Annotated in this window: 19 protein-coding genes; 5 read left to right on the top strand and 14 right to left on the bottom strand. The window is 66.7% G+C overall.

Going from position 1 to position 22,689, the window contains the following annotated elements; genetic code table 11:
• Window positions 1-88: 88 nt before the first annotated feature.
• The 6 genes from G6N18_RS16385 to G6N18_RS16360 form a co-directional block, all read right to left on the bottom strand.
• Window positions 89-793 carry a haloacid dehalogenase type II gene (locus G6N18_RS16385; protein ID WP_083000144.1) on the bottom strand — a complete coding sequence of 235 codons (705 nt, stop codon included), beginning with the start codon at window positions 791-793 and terminating at the stop codon, window positions 89-91.
• A complete protein-coding gene (locus G6N18_RS16380) occupies window positions 794-1,759 on the bottom strand; it encodes an NADPH:quinone oxidoreductase family protein (RefSeq protein ID WP_083000143.1) in 966 nt (321 codons plus the stop codon).
• 9 nt (window positions 1,760-1,768) lie between these two features.
• Window positions 1,769-2,632 (bottom strand): SDR family oxidoreductase, encoded by an 864-nt coding sequence (locus G6N18_RS16375; protein ID WP_067225356.1) that lies wholly within the window; start codon window positions 2,630-2,632, stop codon window positions 1,769-1,771.
• Window positions 2,633-2,704: 72 nt separating this feature from the next.
• Complete coding sequence (locus G6N18_RS16370) at window positions 2,705-4,105, bottom strand: aldehyde dehydrogenase family protein (protein WP_067225354.1); 1,401 nt, start codon at window positions 4,103-4,105, stop codon at window positions 2,705-2,707.
• Window positions 4,106-4,218: 113 nt separating this feature from the next.
• Entirely contained in the window at window positions 4,219-5,154 is a 936-nt protein-coding gene (locus G6N18_RS16365; RefSeq protein ID WP_083000142.1) for a class I SAM-dependent methyltransferase, read from the bottom strand.
• 66 nt (window positions 5,155-5,220) lie between these two features.
• Window positions 5,221-5,856 (bottom strand): TetR/AcrR family transcriptional regulator, encoded by a 636-nt coding sequence (locus G6N18_RS16360; protein ID WP_083000259.1) that lies wholly within the window; start codon window positions 5,854-5,856, stop codon window positions 5,221-5,223.
• Window positions 5,857-6,078: 222 nt separating this feature from the next.
• Between G6N18_RS16360 and G6N18_RS16355 the strand changes: the two genes are divergently transcribed.
• A complete protein-coding gene (locus G6N18_RS16355; RefSeq protein WP_234806093.1) occupies window positions 6,079-8,247 on the top strand; it encodes an FUSC family protein in 2,169 nt (722 codons plus the stop codon).
• Here G6N18_RS16355 and G6N18_RS16350 read toward each other — a convergent pair.
• The 3 genes from G6N18_RS16350 to G6N18_RS16340 form a co-directional block, all read right to left on the bottom strand.
• Window positions 8,228-9,196 (bottom strand): pirin family protein, encoded by a 969-nt coding sequence (locus tag G6N18_RS16350; RefSeq protein WP_083000140.1) that lies wholly within the window; start codon window positions 9,194-9,196, stop codon window positions 8,228-8,230. The genes G6N18_RS16355 and G6N18_RS16350 overlap by 20 nt on opposite strands.
• An 85-nt stretch (window positions 9,197-9,281) precedes the next feature.
• Entirely contained in the window at window positions 9,282-10,517 is a 1,236-nt protein-coding gene (locus tag G6N18_RS16345; RefSeq protein WP_083000139.1) for an integrase catalytic domain-containing protein, read from the bottom strand.
• A gap of 409 nt (window positions 10,518-10,926) precedes the next feature.
• On the bottom strand, window positions 10,927-11,235 hold the full coding sequence (locus G6N18_RS16340; protein WP_083000138.1) for a hypothetical protein: 309 nt from the start codon (window positions 11,233-11,235) through the stop codon (window positions 10,927-10,929).
• Window positions 11,236-11,462: 227 nt separating this feature from the next.
• Here G6N18_RS16340 and G6N18_RS16335 point away from each other — a divergent pair, with 227 nt between their 5' ends.
• The 3 genes from G6N18_RS16335 to G6N18_RS16325 all read left to right on the top strand — a co-directional run bounded on the left by G6N18_RS16335 (window position 11,463) and on the right by G6N18_RS16325 (window position 14,081).
• Complete coding sequence (locus tag G6N18_RS16335) at window positions 11,463-11,762, top strand: hypothetical protein (RefSeq protein WP_083000137.1); 300 nt, start codon at window positions 11,463-11,465, stop codon at window positions 11,760-11,762.
• A 102-nt stretch (window positions 11,763-11,864) separates the two neighbouring features.
• Window positions 11,865-13,247, top strand: coding sequence for an acyl-CoA dehydrogenase family protein (locus G6N18_RS16330; RefSeq protein WP_083000136.1), 1,383 nt, complete (start codon window positions 11,865-11,867; stop codon window positions 13,245-13,247).
• Window positions 13,248-13,268: 21 nt separating this feature from the next.
• On the top strand, window positions 13,269-14,081 hold the full coding sequence (locus G6N18_RS16325; protein WP_083000135.1) for a DUF427 domain-containing protein: 813 nt from the start codon (window positions 13,269-13,271) through the stop codon (window positions 14,079-14,081).
• A gap of 15 nt (window positions 14,082-14,096) precedes the next feature.
• On the opposite strand, the gene G6N18_RS16320 is transcribed toward G6N18_RS16325, so the two are convergent.
• Both G6N18_RS16320 and G6N18_RS16315 read right to left on the bottom strand, forming a co-directional pair.
• Entirely contained in the window at window positions 14,097-15,581 is a 1,485-nt protein-coding gene (locus G6N18_RS16320; protein ID WP_083000134.1) for a neutral zinc metallopeptidase, read from the bottom strand.
• A gap of 86 nt (window positions 15,582-15,667) precedes the next feature.
• Complete coding sequence (locus G6N18_RS16315; RefSeq protein WP_083000133.1) at window positions 15,668-16,552, bottom strand: FHA domain-containing protein; 885 nt, start codon at window positions 16,550-16,552, stop codon at window positions 15,668-15,670.
• 590 nt (window positions 16,553-17,142) lie between these two features.
• Here G6N18_RS16315 and G6N18_RS24610 point away from each other — a divergent pair.
• The gene (locus G6N18_RS24610; RefSeq protein WP_234806092.1) at window positions 17,143-17,907 is read left to right on the top strand and encodes a sensor domain-containing protein; all 765 of its coding nucleotides are present in this window, start codon (window positions 17,143-17,145) and stop codon (window positions 17,905-17,907) included.
• On the opposite strand, the gene G6N18_RS16305 is transcribed toward G6N18_RS24610, so the two are convergent.
• The 3 genes from G6N18_RS16305 to G6N18_RS16295 form a co-directional block, all read right to left on the bottom strand.
• On the bottom strand, window positions 17,908-19,875 hold the full coding sequence (locus G6N18_RS16305; RefSeq protein WP_170309984.1) for a serine/threonine-protein kinase: 1,968 nt from the start codon (window positions 19,873-19,875) through the stop codon (window positions 17,908-17,910).
• 40 nt (window positions 19,876-19,915) lie between these two features.
• A complete protein-coding gene (locus G6N18_RS16300) occupies window positions 19,916-21,115 on the bottom strand; it encodes a DUF7373 family lipoprotein (RefSeq protein ID WP_133052439.1) in 1,200 nt (399 codons plus the stop codon).
• 207 nt (window positions 21,116-21,322) lie between these two features.
• Window positions 21,323-22,462: a DUF7373 family lipoprotein gene (locus G6N18_RS16295; RefSeq protein WP_133052438.1), complete on the bottom strand. Its 1,140-nt coding sequence runs from the start codon at window positions 22,460-22,462 to the stop codon at window positions 21,323-21,325.
• Window positions 22,463-22,689: the final 227 nt, after the last annotated feature.

Raw genomic sequence — 22,689 nt, 5'->3', positions numbered from 1 at the left:
ACTTTAGCCGCGCCAGCAATCGCCGATTTCTACCTGAGGGTCGCGATCCGGCCCCCGAGAGCAGCCCTGGTGTAGAACTCGCGAGGCGTCAGGCGCCGAGTCTGTCGGCCAAGTCGATGAAGTCGGCGGCCATGACGTCGAATTCACCGTCGGCGATTCTCGACGGCCGCCGCCTTCCCTCGCCGTATTCCAGTGGCCTGTCCACCCAAGCCGTCATCAGTCCCGCGCGTTTCGCTCCGCGCAGGTCGCTGGCGTGCGCGGCCACCAGCATCAGCTCGCCGGGCGCCACGTCGAGCAGTTCGGCGCAGCCGAGGTAGGCCTCGGGGTCGGGCTTGTAGTGCCGGAACAATTCGGCCGAGATCACGCAGTCCCACGGCAGCGCGGCCCGCTTGGCCATGTTGGTCAGCAGCGAGACGTTGCCGTTCGACAGCGTCGTGATCACGAACTTTCGCTTGAGTCGCGTGAGGCCAGGCACCGCGTCGGGCCACGGGTCGAGGCGATGCCAGGCGCGGTTGAGGTGGTCGAGAGTATCGCTATCGGCGGTGATGCCGGCCTTGGCGAGCAGGTCGACGAGGATCATCCGGTGCAGGTCGTCGATCTTGGTCCACGGTAGTTCGCCGCGCCGCACCCGGTCCATCGCCGGCGGGTAGCCGGCGCGCCAGTCGTCGGCGAACGCCGCCCAATCCCGTTGCACTCCTTGCGCTTTGCCGAAGTCCTCGAGCTCACGGATGATGCTGGAGCGCCAGTCGACCACGGTGCCGAACGTGTCGAACGCCAACGCCTGCAGCGCCACCTACGGCTCCAGCACGAGCTTGCCCAGGACCCCACCGTCGGCCAGCGCCTGCAGCGCTTCGGGACCCTTGGACAGCGGAAAGCGCATCGGCGGCGGCGGCCGCAGGCCGGCTTTGACCAACTCCGCGACCCCGAACTCGAACACCGACTGCGAGCCCGGCTTGCGGTTGACGTACTCGCCGTAACCGACACCGATCACCGCGACGTTGCGCAGCAACAGCCGGTTCACCTTCACCGTCGGAATTCCGCCCGCCGCAAAGCCGATCACCAGCAACCGGCCCTCGACGGCGAGTGCCCGGATCGCGTCGTCGAAGGCGTCGCCGCCGATCGGATCCACCACCAGGTCGACGCCTCGGCCGTCGGTCGCATCCTTGACCGCCTCCAGCCAGCCCTCGGTGAGCGGCAACACCACATCGGCGCCCAGCGATTCGACGAACTCGACCGCATGCGGCCGGTGCACCATCGCGATCACCCTGGCGCCCAACGCCTTCGCAATCTGTACGGCCGCGGTGCCGACCCCGCCCGCCGAGCCCAGCACCAGCACCGTCTCGCCCGGCCGCAGCGCGCCGCGCTTGGCCAGTGCAAAGTACATCGTCTGGTAATTGCCCAGCAGTGCAACGGATTCGGCGTCGTCCAGGTCGTCAGGGGTGCGCATGAGGTTGGCTGGTTGCACCGCCACCTGCTGCGCCCACGCCCCGAGCATGGACAGCGCGGTCACGCGTTGACCGGGTTTGAACTCCGACTCGTATGGTGCCGACCGCACCACCCCGGCGACCTCCATGCCGGGGATGAACGGCGGCTCGAGCCGCAGCTGATACTCGCCGCGTAACAGCAAGAGGTCGGGGAAGCTGACCCCGGCCGCACCGACGTCGATGACCACGACGTCGTCGCCGCCGCCAACCTCGTCGACATCGGTGAGGTTAAGCCCGCTCGGTCCGGTGAGTTCCTGCGCGACAAGCGCTTTCATTCAGCAGACTCAGCCGAGGCTGAAGGTGGCCCGCTGCGCCGCCGACAGGTCGGTGATCTCGCCCCACTTCGCGGAGATGTCGTCGACCGAGGGAACCTCGGAGAATGTGATGCCCTCGTTCTGGAACAGCGCGGTGCGCTGAACCTTGCCGCCGCCGACGATGAACACCGAAGCGGTGTCGGGCACTTCTTCGGTCATCAGGTAGGCCACGACCGGGGCCACGTACTCCGGCGTCAGCTTCTCGAAGACCTCCGGCGGCAGGATGTCCTGCGTCATCCGGGTCGCTGCGATCGGAGCGACCGCGTTGGCCTTGATGTTGTACTTCGCACCCTCCTGGGCCAGCGTGTTGATCAGGCCGACCAGGCCGAGCTTGGCGGCGCCGTAGTTTGCCTGGCCGAAGTTGCCGAACAACCCACTGGTGGAGGTGGCGACGACCACACGGCCGAAGCTGTTCTCCCGGAAGTGCGGCCACGCCGCGCGGATCACGTTGTAACCGCCGTACAGGTGCACCTTGAGCACCGCATCCCAGTTGGCGAACTCCATCTTGTGGAATGTGCCGTCGCGCAGGATCCCCGCGTTGGAGACGACGCCGTCGACCTTGCCGAACTCGTCGACCGCGGTCTTGATGATGTTCTCGGCGCCCTCGGGTTCGGCGACGCTGTCGTAGTTCGCGACTGCGCGTCCGCCTGCGTCCTTGATCTCCTTGACGACCTGGTCGGCCATGTTGTGTCCGGCACCGGTGCCGTCGCGTGAACCGCCGAGGTCGTTGACGACGACGCTGGCGCCCTCCCGGGCGAGGGTCAGCGCGTACTCGCGCCCGAGCCCGCCTCCGGCCCCGGTGACGACGATGACGCGATCCTGCACTCCTGGCATGGGTTTCCTTTCTAGGTTCTGCGGTTTCGGTGTAGTTCGTTGCGCTGAGCGCGACCAACTACCCCGAAATCGCTAAAACAGCCGTCTGGCGAGCTTCCAAGCCTTTTCTGTATACGGGGGGTAGATGAAGGCGCCGACGTCGGGTCGGGTCGGCTTGGTCATCACGGTTTTCTTGTGGCTGAACGTCTCGAAGCCGAACTTGCCGTGGTAGGCGCCCATGCCCGACGGTCCGACGCCGCCGAACGGCAGCTTGTGGGTGGCGAAGTGGAACAGCAGATGGTTGACCACCATGCCGCCCGCGGAGACCTCCTTGACCACGCGTTCGCGGATGCTCTTGGTCTTGGTGAACAGGTAAGCCGCGAGCGGCTTGGGCCGCGAGTTCACGAAAGTGATTGCGTCGTCGAGTGATTGGACGGTCATGATCGGCAGGATCGGGCCGAAGATCTCGTCGGTCATCAACGGCTCCGCCGGGTCGGGGTCGACGACGACGGTGGGCTGGATGCTGACCTTCGACGCGTCCGATCCGCCGCCGATCACGACGTCGCCCTTGGTTGCGGCCAGGGCGTTGGTCAGCCGGTCGAAGTGGCGCTCGTTGACGATGCGCTTGCCGTCGGGATTCTCGGACTCGAAGGTCTGCACCGCGGCCTTGATCTTGTCGACCAGTTGGTCGCGAATCTTGACGTCCGCCAAGACGTAGTCGGGCGCGATGCAGATCTGGCCGGAGTTGATCAGCTTGGTCCACGCGATGCGCTTGGCCGCGACGTCGAGGTCGGCGTCGGCCGACACGATCACCGGACTCTTGCCGCCGAGTTCGAGTGTGACCGGAGTCAGATGCGGCGCCGCCCCCTCGTAGACCTTGCGGCCGATCTCGGTGCCGCCGGTGTAGAGCAGGTAGTCGAAGCCCTGCGCGATGAGTTCCTGGCTGACCCGGCCGTCGCCCTCGATAACCGCGATGGCGTCGCTGTCGAGGTACTTGGGCACCAGCTCGGCCATCAGCGCCGACGACGCGGGCGCCACCTCGGACGGCTTGAGCACGACGGTGTTGCCCGCCGCGATCGCGCCGACGGCGGGACCGAGCGTCAACGCGAACGGGAAGTTCCACGCGCCGATGATCAGCACCGTGCCGAACGGCTCGTATTCCACCCAGCCGCGGCCGGGCAGCTGGCTCATCTCCAGCATCCGGTACTTGCGCTTGGCCCACTTGCGGACGTTGCGCGCGGCGTCCTTGGCTTCACCGGCGACGCTGGCGATGTCGGCCAGCCACGCCTCGAACGGCTTGCGTCCGAGGTCCTGTTCGAGCGCGGCCGCGATCGCCTGCTCGTTTTCGAGGACGAGCCGCTCCATCGCTTTGAGCTGCTCTCTGCGCCAGTCGATGCTCTTCGTGCGTCCGGTCTTGAAGGTGTCGCGCAGTCGACGAACGACGTTGGGAATGTCCTCGGTGGCTTGCGTCGACGCGGCGATTTCAGTGGTCATGATGGGTGTCCTTCCCGACCCGAGCACGAGGATCTCCGCTCCTCGCGCGCCCCCGATCCTAACCAACTGGTTGGGCAGGTGATAGCCCCGCGAGAGGCCCACGCGGCGAGAATTCAGCCCTTCGTGGCGATGACGAACTCCGAGAACCCGTCGTCGTCCGACAACTCGGCGGGCAACGCCCAGCGCCCCAGCCGGCGCATCTCCTGCTGCGAGGTGACCGCATTCGACCGCCACCCGTGCGCGTCGAGCCATTCGGCGACGTCGGCACGGTCCGGGTCGTTGTACATCAACTCCGCGACGTCGACGGAATCCTGCATTCCGAACTGCGCGCGGATCCGCTCGAAACGCTCCCGCATCTGCTCGCGTCGCTCTTCGGCCTGCACCCCGACGGTCTCCACGGACACGCGACTGCCCGGCGCGCTGAGCGCGGTGATCTGCTCGAAAAGCCGGTCCTGGGCATCGGCGGGCAGATACATCAGCAGCCCTTCGGCCAGCCACGCGGTCGGTGAGTCGGGGTCGAATCCAGCCTCCTGCAACGCTTTCGGCCAGTCGTGGCGCAGGTCGACGGCCACCGTGACGCGTTGGGCGGTCGGCAGAGCACCGTGCTCGGCCAACCGGGCGGCCTTGTACGCGAGCACCTTGGGTTGGTCGATTTCGTACACCACCGTGCCCGCGGGCCACTGCAGGCGGTACGCGCGGGAGTCGAGACCGGACGCGAGGATGACGACCTGCCGGATGCCTGCGGCGGCGGCGTCGGTGAAGTACTCGTCGAAGAAGTGCGTGCGCACGGCCTGGTAGTTGCCCATGTGCTCGAAGATCGCGCCGACCTCGGGGTCCGTCTCGGCTACCTTCGCGCCGACCTCGGGGTCGAGCACTATGTCCCACACCCCGCCGCCGGCCTTCGCGACCAGCACTTCGGCGAACGGATCGTGGATCAGCGCGTCGTCCCGCGCGGTCTCGGCGGCGCGGGCGGCGGCCACCATCACGGCCGTCGAACCCACGCTGGTCGCGATGTCCCAGGTGTCATCTTCAGTGCGCAACGAACTCATCGAGCGCCATGGTACCGCAAGAACTTAGGCCAGCTATACGAAGGTTTGGCAGGTGACTGCGCCCGCTCAGCCCTTGAGCCGCCAGAGGTTGTTGGCCATCAGCAGCTCGAACTGCTGCACCACGGCTTTGAGCTCATCGGGTGTGCCGACGAAGCCCGCGTAGAAGCCCATCCCCCACATCACCGCAACCAGCATCTCGACAAGCGAGTCGACCTCGGTGTCGGTGGTGAGCTCCCCGCGCTTGATCGCGTCGTTGACCGCCCACGCCACGAATTCGCGCGAGTGTTTGAGTGAGTCGTGCTCGTCGTCACTGAGCTCTGGGTGGCGCTGAGCCTCCAGCACCGACGTCACCAAAAAGGCTGCCGCTGAACGATCTTCGGAGTCCGGCTGCATCGCCGCGGTGAAGTATGCGGACAACCGGCTGAGCAGGTTCGTCTCGCCTTCCGCACGCGCCCTGCCGGCGCTGACGATGGCCGCGTTGGTCTGCTCGACGACTTGCCGCCACAACACCTGTTTGCTCGCGAAGTAGTGATTGATCGCGGGACGCGTGAGATCAGCGCGGACGGCGATCGCCTGAAACGTCGCAGCGTCGTATCCGAGTTCGCTGAAGACCTCGCGAGCGGCTTGTATGATGCGCTCCCGTGTCTCGGCGGCCTTCGCTGCGGGGGGACGGCCCGGACCTCTACTCGCCGTATGCGGCACGGTCAAATTGTGCCACACGTCACTTACGTCCTCTGACACTCCCTGTTGGGGGCCCCCATCGGCCGTGTCAGCTACCGACTTCCGTAGAGAAGTCGGCTGACGAAGAACTAATGTCGCGTCTCATGGCGAGCGTGGTTTCGCGGGAGGGCTACGTCGAGATCGATGCGCTCGACTCGAGGCGCCTCCAGTCGGTTCCCGACGCCGGGTAGCGCGGGTAGCGGAGTGTCGCTCAACGACGTCGTCGGTCCCGTGCGGCGCCGCGTGGTGAACCGCATCCGGCGGCGCGACCCGGAATTCGACGCGCTGCGGCGCGCGACGAGGGCGGCCATCATGTTGCCGATCGCCGCCGCGGTGAGCTTCGCGGTCGGCGGCGGCTCGCAGACGCCGATGTTCACCATCTTCGGTTCGGTCGCGCTGCTGATCCTGGTGGACTTTCCCGGCAACCGACCGGCCCGCGCGCTGGCGTACTGCGGGCTGGCCGTCAACGGCGCCATCCTGATCACCCTGGGCACTCTCGTCTCGCCGCATCCGTGGTTGAGCGTCGCGGCGATGTTCGTTCTCGGGGTGGTGGTGACGTTCTCCGGGGTGCTCAGCGAGATCATCGCCGCCGGGCAGCGCGCGACGCTGCTGACCTTCGTGCTGCCCGCCTGTACGCCGGCGGGTCCCATTCCGGACCGGTTGCTGGGCTGGCTCATCGCGCTGGCGGTCTGCGTGCCGGCCGCGCTGTTTCTCCTACCGCCCCGTCACCACGACGAGTTACGTGGTGACGCCGCTCGGGTGTGCAATCGGCTGGCCGACTGTCTGGCGGGCACGGTGGTCGCCAGGGACGCGACCCGCGCGATGAACCAGCTGTGGGAAACGTTTCTCAGCGCCGACTTTCGTCCGGTCGCCCTGACAGCGGGCAGCCGCGCGCTCGTTCGTGTGGTCGACGACCTCGGCTGGCTGGCCGACCGGATCACCGACGACACGGATCGACTGCTCGGCGACATGAGGGACCCGCTGATCCGGGTGCTGCGGGATTGCGCTGCGGTGCTGCGGATTTCCGACGCGGCCGGACGAAGCGCCCGCAGCGCCGATCTCAACGCGGCGCTGACTGAACTGCGCGCCATCGCGCAGGGCAGGTACCACGAGGACATCCTCGAGATCCTCGCTTGCCCGGACGACGCCTCCGCCGTCGGCGTCGGCCGAGAATTGTTGGGGCGTCGCACGTTCTCTGCCACCGTAGGCGTGACCGGACGCGTCATCCGCAACGCTGCCGAGGCCGACGCCCGTCCGGTGTGGGCGCGGGTGCTGGGTCGTCGGCTACCGAAGACCGGCACCGCGGACTGGGTGATGCCCGAGACGACGGCCGTCGCCGCGATCACCCGCGGATTTCTCGCCACTCGAGCGGTGGTGTTACGCAACAGCCTTCGCACCGGCCTCGGCTTGGCGATGGCGGTCGCCGTCACCCACCTGTTCCCCCTCGAGCATGGCTTCTGGGTGGTGCTCGGCGCGATGTCGGTGCTGCGCAGCAGCGCGCTGACCACTGGTACCCGGGTGCTGCGCGCGGTGGCGGGCACGGCAATCGGATTCCTGTTGGGTGTCGGACTCATCGAACTGGTGGGCGTCGAGCCGGTGGTCATGTGGGGGCTGCTGCCGGTGGTCGCGTTCGGCTCGGCTTTCGTGCCGGAGGTGGCGTCGTTCATCGCCGGCCAGGCCGCCTTCACCATGATGGTGCTGATCATCTTCAACCTCATTGCGCCGACGGGTTGGAGTGTCGGTTTGATCCGCGTCGAGGACGTTGCGGTCGGCGCCCTCGTGGGCGTGATGGTGTCGATTCTGTTGTGGCCGCGCGGGGCACGGGCCCGGCTGTCACGGGCCATCGACGACGCGTTCGCCGTCGGCGCGACGTTCCTCAAGGCGGCGGTGCTGCGCGTGACGCGAGGTGCGTCCGAGGACGCCACCAATCGGGTGATCACGCTGAGCCACGGTGCGCTCGAGGCGTCGAGGACCACCGACGATGCGGTTCGACAGTTCCTTTCGGAAAGCAGCGGCCCCACCGACATCCGCGGGCCGGCGGTCCGGTCGGCCAACCGGGCGATCAGGCTGCGGGCGGCCGCGGAACAGATCGCCGACGTCGTTCCCCCGCCGCACGGGATCTACGCCCGCACCCGCACGGTGCTGGAGGCACACACGGAGGCGATCTGCGCGAGAGTCACCGGCGGCAAAGCCGATTCGCCACCAGCGATCAGCGACGACTTCGTGAGAACACTGCGCGCCGAGGCGACAGGCGACGACCTCGCGGTCGCTGCGGCCCTGCCGCTGGTGACCGTCGCGGCTCACCTCGGCGAATTGGAGTTGCTGTACCCGAAGTCCGTCCCCGCCGATGCGACTAAGGGCGGTGCGGCATAAGGGCGTTCGGCGGGATGGTGCCGAACTTGCCGGCCTGGTAGTCCTCGAGCGCCCGGACAAGCTCAGCCTTGCTGTTCATCACGAACGGCCCGTACTGGTACACCGGCTCGCGGATCGGCCTGCCGCCCAGGATCAGCACCTCGAGAGCGGGCCGGTGTGGATCCTGTTGCGGCTGTGCCGCGACGGTGACCCGGTCGCCGGGCCCGAACACCGCGAGCTGTCCCTGACGAATCGGATGGGCCACCGGACCCACCGTCCCCTGCCCGGACAGGATGTACGCGAGCGCATTGAATTCGCGGTTCCAGGGGATGTCGAGTCGCGCCCCAGGCTGAATCGTCGCATGCGCCAATGTGATCGGGGTATGTGTGGCTCCGGGGCCAACGTGACCGTCGAGGTCGCCGGCGATGACCCGCAGTAGCGCCCCGCCGTCGTCCGACGACAACAGCTTCACCTCGTTGCCCTCGATGGCCTGGTACCTCGGCGCGGTGAACTTGTCGGCCCGCGGCAAGTTCACCCACAACTGGATGCCGTGGAATACACCGCCCCGCTCGACGAGTTCGGCGGGCGGTGTCTCGATGTGCAGGATGCCGGAACCGGCGGTCATCCACTGGGTGGCGCCGTCGGTGATCAGTCCGCCTCCGCCGTGGGAATCCTGATGAGCGAAGCGACCGTCGATCATGTAGGTCACGGTCTCGAACCCGCGGTGCGGATGCCAGTCCGTGCCGCGCGGTTCGCCGGGTTCGTACTCCACCTCTCCCATCTGGTCCATGTGCACGAACGGGTCGAGGTCGGCCGCGGCGACGCCGGCGAAGGCGCGCACCACCGGGAAGCCCTCGCCTTCGAAGCCACGGGGTCCGGTGGTGATCGACCGCACGGGGCGTTCGGTGTCGGCCGGGGCGGGAGCGGCGATGCGCGGGAGGGTGAGGGTATCGGCTGTGATGGCAGGCATGCCTGAAGTAACCGGACTGCGGTCCGATACATTCCGCTTACCTATGGACGACGCTTCGCCGACGTCACCGGCGTGTTGCCTCACGTCAAGATGCGCGCGAGGGTGGGTTCGTTGCCTCACGTGATTGTGCGCGCTTGGGGATGCGGGCTCGGGTGGCTGGTTCGGACTTGCTCGTGGTCACTTTGAGGAGCTGTGCGGTCAGGACCTGGATCTGCCGTTGAGTAGCGGCGGGGTTGATCAAAGCGTGGGTTCGGGCCATGGATGCTATGCGGTCATCGGTCATGGCGGGATGATTGATCGCGCGGCGGAATGGGGTGGTCGCTTTGTCGTATTTCTTGGTCACCTTGGCGCCGTCGCGGACCTTGGTTACTAGTTTCTGCTGCGGGTAGAAGTAGTTGGTCAACTGGGACTGAAGATTCCAGATTTCGTTGAGTAGCAACATTTCTGGTGCGGTGTCGTAGCGGTGGTAGCCGACCATGGTGCGGACCACTGCCCAGTTCTTCTGCTCGACGTGACAGCCGTCGTTCTTGTTCGTCGGCCGCGCTCGGGTGAAGGTGATCTCACGTTTCCTGCACCACAGGAACAGATAGACGTTGATGAATTCTGCTCCGTTGTCAGAGTCCACCCCCAAGATCGGGAAGGGCATCTTGTCGGCGATGCCTTCTAGGGCGGCCAGGACGCACTTGGCCTCCTTGGTCGGCACTGAGCGGTTCTCGGTCCACCCCGTGGCGATATCGGTGACCGTGAGGGTGAATGCGAACGGCCCGATGGTGTTTCCGCCGTCGTGGGAGACCAAGTCGATCTCAACAAAGCCCGGCTTAGCGTCGTCCCAGTCGGCCCAGGTGCGGACCGGGATCTGACTTCTTAACAGCGACCCTGGCTTGGTAGCGCGACGCCCTTTGAGCTGGCGTTTGGCCCGTTCACCTGCCAGGCGACGATCAATGGTGGCCGCCGACATCGACACCAGCAGTGCTGCGGTGTCATCATCGATGACCAGCTCGCCGAACTGCCGCAACACCGCCACCAGTTCGGTCAGCATCGGTGCCAGCCGCTTGCCGGCCGGCATCCCCAGCACCAGCCAGCACACGGTAAGCGCGGCAATGACATCCGTCCCGTATACGGGTGGCCGCGGACTTCGCCTCGGTGCCACCACCTTGGGCTGCAGCGCCGCCCCGAGAGCCTTGCGGGCATGGTTACGGTGCCAACCGGTGTTGGCGCACAACTCGTCCAGAATCCTGCTTTTGGCTGGCCTATCGGCCACCACGTAGCGGATCGCGGTCATCTCGGTAACAGCCCTGCGCTCGGCCAACGTCAACCCCATCAATTGGGCCTACCGAGACCATCGCCGATCCCTCAGGTAGGCACGCCGCATGCGCGCATTTTCAGTGAGGCAACGTATAGCCGCTTCGCGCGCATAAAAGGCGAGTCAACGCGACCGGGCAGAGGTATGATTCGTACATGCGTTCGAACGAAGTGGCCGACGTGCTCGCCGCCCTCGAGTGCGCCTACAAGCAGGCGGCGGGTCTGCGGTTGGACGATTTGTCGCGCACTGATCTTTATGCGCTGCTCGAGCGACTGGACCGACTGGACCACCAACGCGCAGCACTCGACCAGCGGTTGTTGGGACGACTGCTCGCCGTCGGCGGTTCATCGGCCAAGGACGTTGCCAGGCGACTGCGAATTTCACCGGGAGAGGCGCAGCGGCGCCTGGCCGGGCGGCTTCCTAGTCATCACTCGGGCTTGGGCTTGAGGGTCCATGCGGGTATCCAGTGCGTGACGGCCTTACGGCGCGTGCCGTAGGCGATGTCGTAGGTGACCAGCCCCCACCAGTGGCCCTGCTCGCACAGGCCCCAGCACGTGAGTCGCCCCTCGACGACGGCGTGCATCTGCAGACCCGCCGGGCTGTAACCGCCGGCGGCATGCGGTTCGCGAGGGAACACCGCGGCGAGGTCAACGAGCACGGTGATCGGCGGGTCGACGCGGCGGAAGGCTTGCGCAACGGGCTGGCCGTTGTATCCGATGCCCTTCAGCTCACCCACGGTTCGATCATACGTTCGAGTGCCTGACCGCGAACTGCGAACGGATTCGGCCGCCCGAATATGGACGATCGGCTGTCCCGCAGCAGGATTGCTGCCATCCGGCAACCAATTTCTGCCATCGGAATTAAAAGCGTTGACCACGTGGTTTCCAAGATCAGCTGCAGCTACGAACCGCGACACATGCCACGGCTCGGATACCAAACGCACGAGATAAGAAGAGGTCCGAAATGAAGAAGTTTGGGATCGCCACCGTCGCCACCAGCGCCTTGGCCGCCGCTCTGATCGGACTAGCAGCGCCTGTCCAGGCGGCTCCGTCCGGACCGGGAAACGCGCAGCAGACCATCAGCGAGCTTGAATCGCAGGGCTACAACGTGATCGTGAACCGGATCGGCAACGCCCCGCTGGCCGAGGCGAGCGTCGTGGCGGTACGCCCCGGTCAGACCTACACCCAGACAGACAGCCTGGGCATCGGCGGTGACCGCAACACCCGGGTGATCAACAAGACCGTCTATGTAGACGTCAAGTAGCTACCCCGGCGGACAGGCCCCCGCGATGCCCCCGGCATCCGGGGGCCTTCCGTCTTGGCGAACAAGTGTTTCGCAACGCCCCCCGCTGGCTAACACACTGAGGTGGCCTTCGACCTCACGCCCACCGCCGCCCAGCACGACCTCGCGCGACGGACACATGAGTTCGCCGAGCAGTGCATCCGACCTGTTGCGCTCGAGTACGACCAACGCCAGGAGTTCCCGTGGCCGGTCCTCGAAGAAGCCGCCACTAGGGGGTTTTACAGCCCGCTGTTCTATCGAGACCTCATCGGTGACCCAACGGGGCTCTCGCTGCCGATGTTCATGGAGGAACTGTTCTGGGGATGCGCCGGGATCGGACTGGCGGTGGTGATGCCGGCGCTCGCGCTGTCGGCGATCGGGCAGGCGGCGTCTCCTGAACAGATGCTGGAGTGGGCACCCGAATGCTTCGGCACGCCAGGCGATCTCAAGCTGGCCGCGTTGGCGATCTCGGAACCCGAGGGCGGCAGCGACGTTCGTAATTTACGCACCCGCGCGCACCGCGACGGTGAGGACTGGATCATCGACGGCCACAAGATGTGGATCGGCAACGGCGGTATCGCCAACGTGCACGTCGTCAATGCCGTCGTCGACGAAGAACTCGGGCACAAGGGACAGGCGCTGTTCATCGTGCCCGGCGGCACGCTTGGTCTGGAGATGGTTCGCAAGCTCGACAAACTCGGCTGCCGTGCGTCGCATACCGCGGAGTTGAAGTTCAACAGCGTCCGGGTCCCGGCCGCCAATCTGCTCGGCGGCCAGGAGAAGCTCGACCACAAGCTCGCCAAGGCGCGCGAGGCGGTCGAAGGTGGGCAACATTCCGGCTCGGCCACGCTCGGCACCTTCGAACAGACACGTCCGATGGTTGCCGCGCAAGCGCTCGGAATTGCGCGGGCGGCACTGGAATACGCGACGGAGTATGCCAATCGGCGGGAAGCGTTCGGCGCCCCCATCATCGACAACCAGGGCATCGCGTTCCCACTCGCCGAACTGGCTACCGGGCTCGACGCGGCGCGCCTGCTGACCTGGCGGGCGTCCTGGATGGCCGCCAGCGGCGTGCCGTTCGAACGCGGCGAGGGGTCGATGTGCAAGCTGGCCGCCAGCGAGGTCGCGGTCCGCGCCACCGAACGTGCCATCCAGACGATGGGCGGCTGGGGTTACATCACCGACCATCCTGTCGAGAAGTGGTATCGGGATGCCAAGCTGTACACCATCTTCGAAGGCACCAGCGAGATTCAACGCATCGTGATATCCAATGCGCTCGGTGCCGCCGACGGCAAGCCGCCGCTGCATTTCGACCTCGAACCCACCGGCGGGCCGATCAACCGCGTCTTCGGTCGGGGCACGCCGCTACGCGGTCGCGCCGCCGACGCCGCGCTTGCCGCCAAGGACCGGGTGCCTGCGCCGATAATGCGGTTGGCGATGAACGTGTTGCGGCCGCCTCGAAAGTGACTCGCGGATAAGAGGTCCGGTATGGGTGTCAGGATGTCCGAACTGTTGCACGGGAGCCTGGACGCCCTGCGATACGAACCGACGCCCAAGCGGATCCGCATCAGCCTGGCCGGTGAACCGCTCGTCGACACCGGTGCTGCACTGCTCGTCTGGGAACCGCGCCGGATCGTGCCGACCTACGCGGTTCCGGTGGCCGACCTGGTCGAGCAACTGGTGCCCGCGGGTGCCGAGTCCGGTGACGACGACGTGGATCGTCCGGGTGCCGACCGCGCGGTGCTGGATCCGACAGTCCCGTTCGGCGCTCATACGTGTCCCGGCGTCGAGTTCGACGTGATCGCCGGCGAGGAGACGGCACCGGCGGCGGCGTTCCGTCCTGACGACGCCGACCTGGCCGACTATGTGGTGCTGGAGTTCGGCGCCTTCGAATGGCTGGAAGAGGACGAGCCAATCGTCAGCCATCCGCATGATCCGTTTCACCGCATCGACGTGCTGGCCAGCAGCCGTCACGTCCGCATCGAATCCGATGGGCACGTGCTTGCCGAGTCGAAGCGTCCGCTGCTGCTGTTCGAAACGCACCTGCCGGTACGGTTCTATCTGCCCCGCGACGACGTGCTCGCCGACCTCGACGGCAGCGACACGATCAGCTACTGCGCCTACAAGGGTCGGGCGTCCTACTTCTCGGTGCCCGACGGGCCGCGAGATGTGGCGTGGACCTACCGCGATCCGCTCCCGGACGGTGCCCGGGTGCGCGACCGGATCTGCTTCTTCGACGAACGGGTCGACGTCACCGTCGACGGCGTCCGCCGCGAACGCCCAGCGACGCAGTGGAGTTAGCGCCGCAGACGCCGTCTACTCGGGGAAGCGAGTGAAGCACGCGTCGGCGTCGGGGTTCACCAAACCCGAACGGAACGCCATGATGCGGGTGAAGCCGGCTGCGACGGTGTTGCCGTTGACGTCACTGGCCGCCAGGCCGTTGTTGAGCAGGCCGGCAACGGCCTCATCGAGGTCGCCGGCCGTCAACACGATGGAGTTGCCCGACGGCAGCTTCACCTCCTCGACCATGCCGCGCTGCGCAACCCCGGTCAGGCAGGCGGTGCGCAACGCCGTCGCAGCCGAATCGAGCTGGGCTTGCCGTTGATGCTGCAGCGCAAGCACGTAGCGGGAGGTGAGCACCGAGATCGCGGTGTTGTCACCCTGGACGAGTACACCCTCCTCGGTTCCCGCCTGGGTGCCCAGCGCCTGCATCCCGGGCAGGTCGACCGAAATGGTGTTGTTCTCAGGGCAGTACGACGTCGGCTCGGTCACCTTGGCATCGGCACATGACTGACCTGGCTGCATCGACAGCGTCGGCGGTTGCGCGGGCTCGAACTGCATGTTGAGGGCCTCGACCACCGTCTTGACCAAGGCCTCGTCGAGCGCTGTCTCACCGGTCTGCAGGGCACCGCTGTCGTCGACGTCGAGCACGATCGGCAGATCCGCTCGGCTCTGCTCGATCGAGTCGAGATCGATTGCCGCACAGGTCGACACACCGTCGGTGAACCCTGACTGGAACGCGCTGACGCGATCCAGGGCGGTGCCGTGACCACCCTCGACCATCTCGGCGTCCTCGGGCGTCAGGATCGGGTCGCGGATGGTGATGACCCCGGCGAGCACCTTGTTCAGCCCGTCGCCAGTGCTCATCTCGAAGCGGGGTGAGGACCCCTCGGCGACCCAGCGCGTGTAGCTGCCGGCGAAGCAGTCTGCTTGCTGCTCACGAACGATGGTGGGGGTGGACCGGTCGACCAGTCCGGCCATGTTCTGGACCGCGTGACCGTATTCGTGCGCGATCAGCGCCGCGACCGACATGTCACCGAAGAACTTCTGACCGGTAGGCACCAAAACGCCTCTGTCCCAGGCGATCAGCTCACTTCGGGGACAGAAGAACGCGTTGGGTTCCTCGTAGAGGATCTGGCCGCACAACGGCGGGCCGAGCGGATCTTCGGAGTCGTAGGACGCGAGGTTCGCTACCGGCTCGAACGTTCCGTCCAGCGCCTCGCTGTAGTGCTCCTCCCAGAACTGCACGAGATCGTTGACCGCCGACAGCGCCATCCCGTCGACGGGTCCGTCGTCGGTGTAGCGGACCTCGCCGGTGGGTTCGGCAGCGTCCGGTCGAAGACCGCTCGGACCGTCAGCCACGGTCAATCCGCCCACGGTGTTGGGGTTGTACAGGCTCGACACGGCCTGGCCCTCGACTGTGGAGCAGCCCGTGAGCACAACAGTGCTGACCGCCGCGGACGCGAGGGCCGGTCGCAGCCACCGACTTCTCCGGCGCGACACCTGTCCGATAAGCCCCATGGCCCCTACTTTCCGCTTCGGCGTTGCGCTCTGATGCTAACGGCGCTACGACCCGCACCCCGACACCAATTTGCGCCGCCAGAGCTTCACCGCCGTTCCCAGCCGTGCTCGAGGATGTCGACGAACCGCTGCAGGGTGGCCGCGGCCGGGGCGGGCACCGAGAGGTCGGACTCAGCGCTGATGACGTCATCGTCGGTGACGCCGGCGGCGTTTGCGGCTTCCTGCACCGTCAACTGGCAGCGGTGGCGCGCGTCGTAGAGACGCTGACCCAGAGTCGCTGCGGGAGCACGCGCGGCGCGTCGCATCAGATCGGTGTATGCCTGCCTGACCTCGCCGAGGGCGATCGCGATCTCGGGCCGCCCGGTAGCGCTGCGCGCGGCGTTGGTGAGCGAAGCCTCGAGGCGGCGCAGTTCGGACAGCAACGCGGCGGCTTCGGGCGCGAACTGCGGGTCGTCGCTCATGGGCAGCGAGGCCGCGCGTGCGTAGATGCCGCGCAGCGCGATGTCGGCCGCGTCGATGGCGACCGCCACTTGTACGGTCGGCGTGATCGCTTCGGTGGATTCTTCGTCGGGGTCGGGCTCGGCGTCGTCTGCTTCCGTGGACGCCGGGGCTGCGGTGAGTGTGTCGGTCGGACTTTGTCCCGTGTTCGCACCGCCTGAGGGACGCAGTTGCACACAGACGCCGTCAGGGTTGCCCAAATAGACGTCGATCTCGCGGTCGATTTCGACGGACTCCACACGCTGCCCGTCGAAATAGGTGCCGTTTCGGCTTCCGGCGTCGGTCAGCACCCAGTGGTCGCGCGCCGGTTCGAGTCGAACGTGGGTGCGTGAGATTCCGGGTTCGTCGATGCGGATCTGCGCCGGCAACTCGCGACCGATCGTGACTGCGCCGTCGTCGGGTTTCGCGGTGTAGACGCTGCCGGCGACCTGAACTGTCAGCGGTTCGGCTCCGGCGGACCGCCCCTCATGCATGAGACCTCCCGGAGAGTCCGCGGCACTGACCAACGGCGAGCGCTCATGCTAGCAATTCCCGCTGGCCCGCTATGGTTTCGCCCCGTCCCCCACCGCAGCAAAATTACTGCACTGAGGGTGCGCTCGTTCATGCGATGATTTGCGTGGCCGCACGGTCGGCGTACTCGACGCATGAGACAACAGTGGTGAGGGGACTAGGCGTGAACCCGAACGACCCGGCAGAAGGGCCTCGCGGCGAGGAGACGGCGGACTGGCCAGCCGGTCAACAGCGGCCGGCGGGTGAGCCGCCCTCGGACCCGGAGACCACCGTTGCGACGCCCGCGTCCCCGCGCAGCATCCACGAGGAGACCACGCTCGACGCCGCGCAATTTCTTCGGCCACAACAGCCTCCGCCGGGCGCACCACCACCTCCCCCGGGCTGGCCGGGTCAGCCCGCCGGCCATCAGCAGCCACCTGCGCCCGGGCCGGGAGGTCCTCCGCCGTACCAACACCCGGGTACTTGGCCCGCCGGCTATCAGCAGCCGCCGCCAACCGTCGTGCCACGTGCGAAGCCCAGCCTGGGGAGCCGGCTGTCCGAACACCGTTGGTGGGTGATTGGCGCCGCCGCGGCCATCGCTGTCGTGCTGGTTATCGCGCTGATCGTTGCGAGCAGCGGAGATGACAGCTCCTCCGAAGATGGCCCTCCGACCAGCCCGGCGCAGGTACCGGCCGGTCCGAAGACGACCGTGCCCGCCTCTCCGACGGCCGCGCCGCCGTCGCAGCCCCCCGCCGCGCCGCCCGCGCCGAACGTCGCCCCCGATGCCCTGCCGGGCCTGCTGCTGCCGGCCGAGCAGATCAACCAGCGCATGAACACCAGCGGGATGACTGCGCTGCCGACGGAGCATGCGCCATTGGGCGGCACCGTCACTCCGCCGCACTGCACCGGTGTGTGGGCTCCGGCATACCAGGCGACCTACGACGGCTCTGGCTATACCGGGCTGGCCATTCAAGGCGTCCACCGGGAACCGTCGCACAAGGTGGCCCAGGCCGTCGTCTCGTTCCCCGACGCAGGACGGGCGAAAGCGTTCTACGACAAGCAGGTTGCCGATTGGAACGCCTGCAAATCCAGCCACGTCAGGTGGGAGTACGGCGGCAATTCCACCGAACTCGACGTCGGCGTGCCCGCGATCACCGCGGGGGTGATGACCGTAATGCTCTTTCCCACCAACTCGCCAACCGCCGGTCAGCAGTGTGAACGCGATATGACGGTGCGCGGCAACGTGATCGTCGATGTGCGCGCTTGCTCGCCGACCGTCGGCAGCGCGGGGCTGTCGATCGCGACCGCCATCGCCGATAAGGTCGCTCCGGCACCGTAGTCAGCGCACCTGCCGGGCAAGTGCATCCACCAGCGTGGTGTCGAGGAACTTCGTCGCCGCATAGCCAGGAGTATTGAGCGCGGCGATCACGTCGGGGTCATCGACGATCACCGTGGTTCCCCGATAGCTCGAGAATGCTTGCGGCAGACCGTTGTAGCTGCCGCCACCCGCTCCTTTGTCGGTGCGCACCACCACGCGCACATCTGTCGGCGTGGTGTTGAGCTCCTCAGGGTTGGCGACGGGACGGAAGGCGGCGCCGGCGCTGGCAGGATCAAACTCGGCCGGGTAGCGGAAGCCGAGTCCCCGCAGATAGCGGCCGGCGGGCGAGTCGGCCGTCGCGACCGTGACACCCTCGTCGGCGACCGTGACCACTTCAACGCTCTTGGCGTCAAAGGCCGGGTGCTGGCTGCGCAGCTCGGCCTGCTGGGCGGCGGCCTCGTCGAGTAACTTCTTAGCCTCATCGCTGCGGCCCAGCATGCGCCCGATCCACTCGAGATGGGTCTGCCACGTCCACTCCGTGGTGTTCTGTGGCCGGGTAACCGTGGGCGCGACCGCTGCCAACGCCTTGTAAGCCGCGTCGTCCATCTCGCCGGTGTCGATGATCAGGTCCGGCTCCGCTGCGGCGATCACAGCTGCGTCGGCCTCCGCCAACGTCCGCACATTGTCGTTGACCATCTGCTTCAACCAGCTGGGCAATGTGCCGCCAGGCACCACCATGGCCACCGGCTGTACCCCCAACGACAACACCGCGTCCGCATCACCGGGCCCGACCGCGGCCACCGCACCGGGCTGGGCGGTCAGCTGCGTTTCACCGTGCTGGTGCACTAAGGTCTGGGCCGTGTACGACGGGGCCGAATCGTCCCGCGACACAAGCGTTCCCACGCCTATAGCCGCAGCGAGCACCACCACTGCCGCGACCGCGATCAGCACCCACTTGCGCCGTCCCGCAAGCCGCGATCGCGACGCCGGCCTAGCAGCGATGGGCGGCGTCGGGGCGTAGCCGGCCGTCGTTGGGCCTCTATGGCCTGGCCATGCCGGCCCGCCGTAGGCGCCGGGCATCGGGGGGCCGGTGTGGTGAGGCGGCCGCGGCGGCGGTGTCTGTTCGCTCGGCCACGGCGGCGCGCCGGCGAACGGCGCAGGCGTAGCGCGAACGGCGTCGGTGGTTTCGTCGAGTGCCCGGGCCGCGGCGACAGCCAACTCGCCCGCGCTCTGGTAGCGCTCGTTCGGGTTCTTCGCCATCGCCCGGGCGATGACGGCATCCATCGCGGCGGGCAACCCGGGCGCGACGTCGGTGGGCCTCGGCGGCGGCTCCGTGAGATGCGCAGCCGCCACCGCCGCCATGCCACCCGAACGCGAGAAAGGTGAAGTGCCCGTGAGCATCCGGAACAACGAACAACCCAGCGAATAGATGTCTGCACGATGGTCGGCGCCTTCACCGGCGAGACTTTCGGGCGCAGCGTAGGACACGCTGGCCATCACCATTCCGGTCTGGGTCAAGCCGACCGCTTCGTCAAGCGCACGGGCTATGCCGAAGTCGGCAAGGAACACCCGCTCGTCATTGGGCGCGAGCAAGAAGTTGGCCGGTTTGACATCCCGGTGCAGCAGGTGCCGGCGATGCGCGTAGTCGAGCGCCTTGGCGACCTCGCCAACGATGTGGACCGCCCGCGCCGGCGTCATCCGCCCCTGGCTGAGCTCCTTGTCGGCGTCGCTGCCGGCGACGTATTGCATCGCGATCCACAACTGCCCATCAGTTTCGCCGCGGCTGTAGACGGTGACGATATTGGGATGATCCAGCGTGGCCGCCAGCTCGGCTTCCCTCTCGAAGCGGGCACGGAAGTGGGGGTCCTGCGACAGCTGCTCCGAGAGGACTTTCAGCGCGTCACTTCGCGGCAGCGTCGGGTTGCGAGCCTTGTAGACCGTGCCCATGCCACCCGCGCCCAGCACCGCCTCGATGCGGTAACCGGCCATTACCGAACCCACGCTCAGCACCACTTGCCATGGCCTCCGGTCACTGGCCCGACAAGATGCGGTACTGGGCCGACATCTGCTGATGGACATCTTCGAGGTCTACTGAGAACCCGGTATAGGCGTAGCGGTCGACGCTGGCGACACACTTGAAATGCCACACAACGCGCTGCCAGGTCATCGGCGTAGTCGCCGGAATCCATCCCTTGACCCGCTCGAAGCAGCGCGCCGACGGAAAGCCCGGCACACCCTCGACCGATCGGACCCCATTGATGTTGCCCATCTGCTCGGAAAATTCGTCGACGATGCGGGCGGCCCCATCGGCGTTGGCCGCCTGATACACCGTCGTCAACCGCTGTGTGACTGCATCGACACCGGCGGTGTTGAACAGTGACGTCGACGCCACCGGATCTTGTTCAAAATGCAGCCAGGCTCGAGGCCGCCACACCCCCGTGATGAACGGCGACCTGTTGTCGGGAGACCACAGCGTGCGTGCCAACAGCTGGCCGGTCGGATCCAGCGGCAACTGCGGCATCGCCGCTGGCTCGGTCGGCGCGAACTCGTCGATGCGCCGCTTCTGCTTGTTGAGGGCGCCCTGAATCAGCGGCCCGGCCGTCGCACCGAGAAACATCTTCGCTGTGCGGGCCGATTGGTACAGCACGTACCGCCCGTGCGCGGTGAAGCTCTCGACCCGCTCGGTACCGTCGGGCATGTCATAAGTTTTGGCGATCGCTTCCGGTGTCCCTGCGATCGGCGTCTGGCGCCCCGGCGTGCCGTCTGGATCAGGCGCCTTGGCCGCCATCTCCCCTGCCGCGGCCGCGGCCGCCGCCGGGTCGGGGAACTGCAGCACCACGTTGTGCAGCCCACGCTGCTGCCCCGACTCTGGTGCAGTCATCCGCACCGTCGTAAACCCGGTTATGAAGCGGTGTGCGGCAGCGATGTCGGGCAAGGGCTCGGGCAACACATGGTTGTCCCGCATCATCTGCAGATCCGACACCGGGCCGATCAGGCCTGAATCCATGGCGCCCGGCAGCATACGGAGCGCCGCGTCGACCTCCCACGGACCGACCGTGAACTCGGCGATGCGATGCGCCTCCATCAGGCTCTGACTTGCCGGATCGTCGCCCACCGCACCGAACGGGTGGCCGGCCGCGGTCGCATAAGCGCCGGTGTCCAACAAAGACGGCACCACACCGTCCGAGCCGGCCGCATCCGAAGCCTTCACCGCCCTGCCAGGCGTCATCGAGGAGCATCCGGCAACCACAACAGCGCACCCGAGGGCCACCGCCAGCAGACTCAAACCAGCCCTTAGTCGCGGCACCGATCCTCCTCTCCTACGCCCACCGCTCAGCAGACCACACCTCCGACTTCGGGCGTGCGACATGGCATAAGTTTGGCACGACGACGGCATACCGAACGCGGGATGCACGCTCGCAGCAGCGACCTCCGGTCACTTGCCCGACAAGATGCGGTACTGGGCCGCCATCTGCTGATGAACGTCCTTCAGGTCATCAGAGAACGCGGTGTAGGCGTAACGGTCAACACTGCCAACACACTTGAAATGCCAGGCGACTCGCTGAAAGCTCATCGCCGTACTCGCCGAAACCCATCCATCTATCCGCTCAAAACAGCGCGCCGACCGAAGGCCCGGCACACCGTCGACCGAGCGGACTGCACCCATGCTCCCCATCTGCTCGGAGAACTCATCGACGATGCGGGCCGCTCCATCGGCATTGGCGGCCTGATACACGGTCGTCAACCGCTGCGTCACCGCGTCGACGCCGGCGCTTTGGAATAGCGCCGTCGAGGCAACTGGGTCATCCTCGAAATGTAACCAACCACGCGGCGGCCACGTCCCAACTATGAACGGGGCACTATTGTCAATAGCCCACAGCGTGCGCGCAAGCAACTGACCAGTCGGATCCGTCGGCAACTGAGCCATTTCCGCCAATTCGGTTGGCACGAACCCGTCGATACGCCGCTTTTGTACGCCGAGGATCCCTAGCACCAACCCGGTAGCGGTTATACCCATGAACTTCGCGGTCGTGCGGGCCGACTGGTACAGCACATATGGGCCGAGCGGAGTGAAACTGTCCACGCGCTCGCTGCCGTCGGCCATGTCATAGGTCCTAGCGATCGCTTCCGGTGTTCCTGAGAGCGGTGTCGGCCGCCCTGGCGCAACACCGATCTCAGGCGCCTTGGCGGCCATCTCGCCCGCAGCGGCCGCTGCAGCCGGCGGGTCGGGGAACCGCAGCACCACGTTCTGCAATGCAAGATGCTGTTCCTCGTCGGGTGCGGTGGTCCGCACCGTCGAGAACCCCGTTATGAAACCGTGGGTGGCAGCGATGTCGGGCAATGGGTCCGGCAACACCTCGAGGTCTCGCATGAGCTGCGTAGTCGGGACCGGCCCGGTCCTCCCCGTTTGCAGAACTGGTGGGAACGTGCGCAGCGCCTTGTCGGTTTCCCACGGGCCCACCGTAAATTCGGCGATGCGATGCGCCTCCAACACACGTTGGCCCTGAGGGTCGCCTTCCCCCATCACGCCGAACGGGCGACTCTGCGTGGTCGCATAGTCGCCGGTGTCCAGCAAGGACGCCACCACACCGTCCCCACCCGTCGCATCCGATGCCTTCACGGCTTCCCCCGGTGTCGTCGATGAACATCCTGCAACCGCGATGACGCACCCGACTGCTACCGCCAGTCGACCCGAACCAACCACTGGTCGCCGCATCGGCCCTCCTTCTCCTGCGCCCCCGGTCAGTAGATCGCACCACCGAGTCGCGGCCATGCCGGCCCTCGAGGCACACCGCAACATGT

Origin of the sequence: Mycolicibacterium celeriflavum (assembly GCF_010731795.1) — a bacterium.
In the GTDB taxonomy this organism is placed as follows: domain Bacteria; phylum Actinomycetota; class Actinomycetes; order Mycobacteriales; family Mycobacteriaceae; genus Mycobacterium; species Mycobacterium celeriflavum.
Note: the sequence above shows the minus strand (reverse complement) of the source record. Positions and strands in the feature narration are given on the sequence as shown.

Bases quoted from the DNA above. Each gene is read 5' to 3' on its own strand.
- G6N18_RS16380 (WP_083000143.1), bottom strand. From the start codon at position 1,759: ATGAAAGCGCTTGTCGCGCAGGAACTCACCGGACCGAGCGGGCTTAAC.
- G6N18_RS16375 (WP_067225356.1), bottom strand. From the start codon at position 2,632: ATGCCAGGAGTGCAGGATCGCGTCATCGTCGTCACCGGGGCCGGAGGC.
- G6N18_RS16370 (WP_067225354.1), bottom strand. From the start codon at position 4,105: ATGACCACTGAAATCGCCGCGTCGACGCAAGCCACCGAGGACATTCCC.
- G6N18_RS16365 (WP_083000142.1), bottom strand. From the start codon at position 5,154: ATGAGTTCGTTGCGCACTGAAGATGACACCTGGGACATCGCGACCAGC.
- G6N18_RS16350 (WP_083000140.1), bottom strand. From the start codon at position 9,196: ATGCCTGCCATCACAGCCGATACCCTCACCCTCCCGCGCATCGCCGCT.
- G6N18_RS16345 (WP_083000139.1), bottom strand. From the start codon at position 10,517: ATGGGGTTGACGTTGGCCGAGCGCAGGGCTGTTACCGAGATGACCGCG.
- G6N18_RS16335 (WP_083000137.1), top strand. From the start codon at position 11,463: ATGAAGAAGTTTGGGATCGCCACCGTCGCCACCAGCGCCTTGGCCGCC.
- G6N18_RS16325 (WP_083000135.1), top strand. From the start codon at position 13,269: ATGGGTGTCAGGATGTCCGAACTGTTGCACGGGAGCCTGGACGCCCTG.
- G6N18_RS16320 (WP_083000134.1), bottom strand. From the start codon at position 15,581: ATGGGGCTTATCGGACAGGTGTCGCGCCGGAGAAGTCGGTGGCTGCGA.
- G6N18_RS16315 (WP_083000133.1), bottom strand. From the start codon at position 16,552: ATGCATGAGGGGCGGTCCGCCGGAGCCGAACCGCTGACAGTTCAGGTC.
- G6N18_RS16305 (WP_170309984.1), bottom strand. From the start codon at position 19,875: ATGGCCGGTTACCGCATCGAGGCGGTGCTGGGCGCGGGTGGCATGGGC.
- G6N18_RS16300 (WP_133052439.1), bottom strand. From the start codon at position 21,115: ATGACGCCTGGCAGGGCGGTGAAGGCTTCGGATGCGGCCGGCTCGGAC.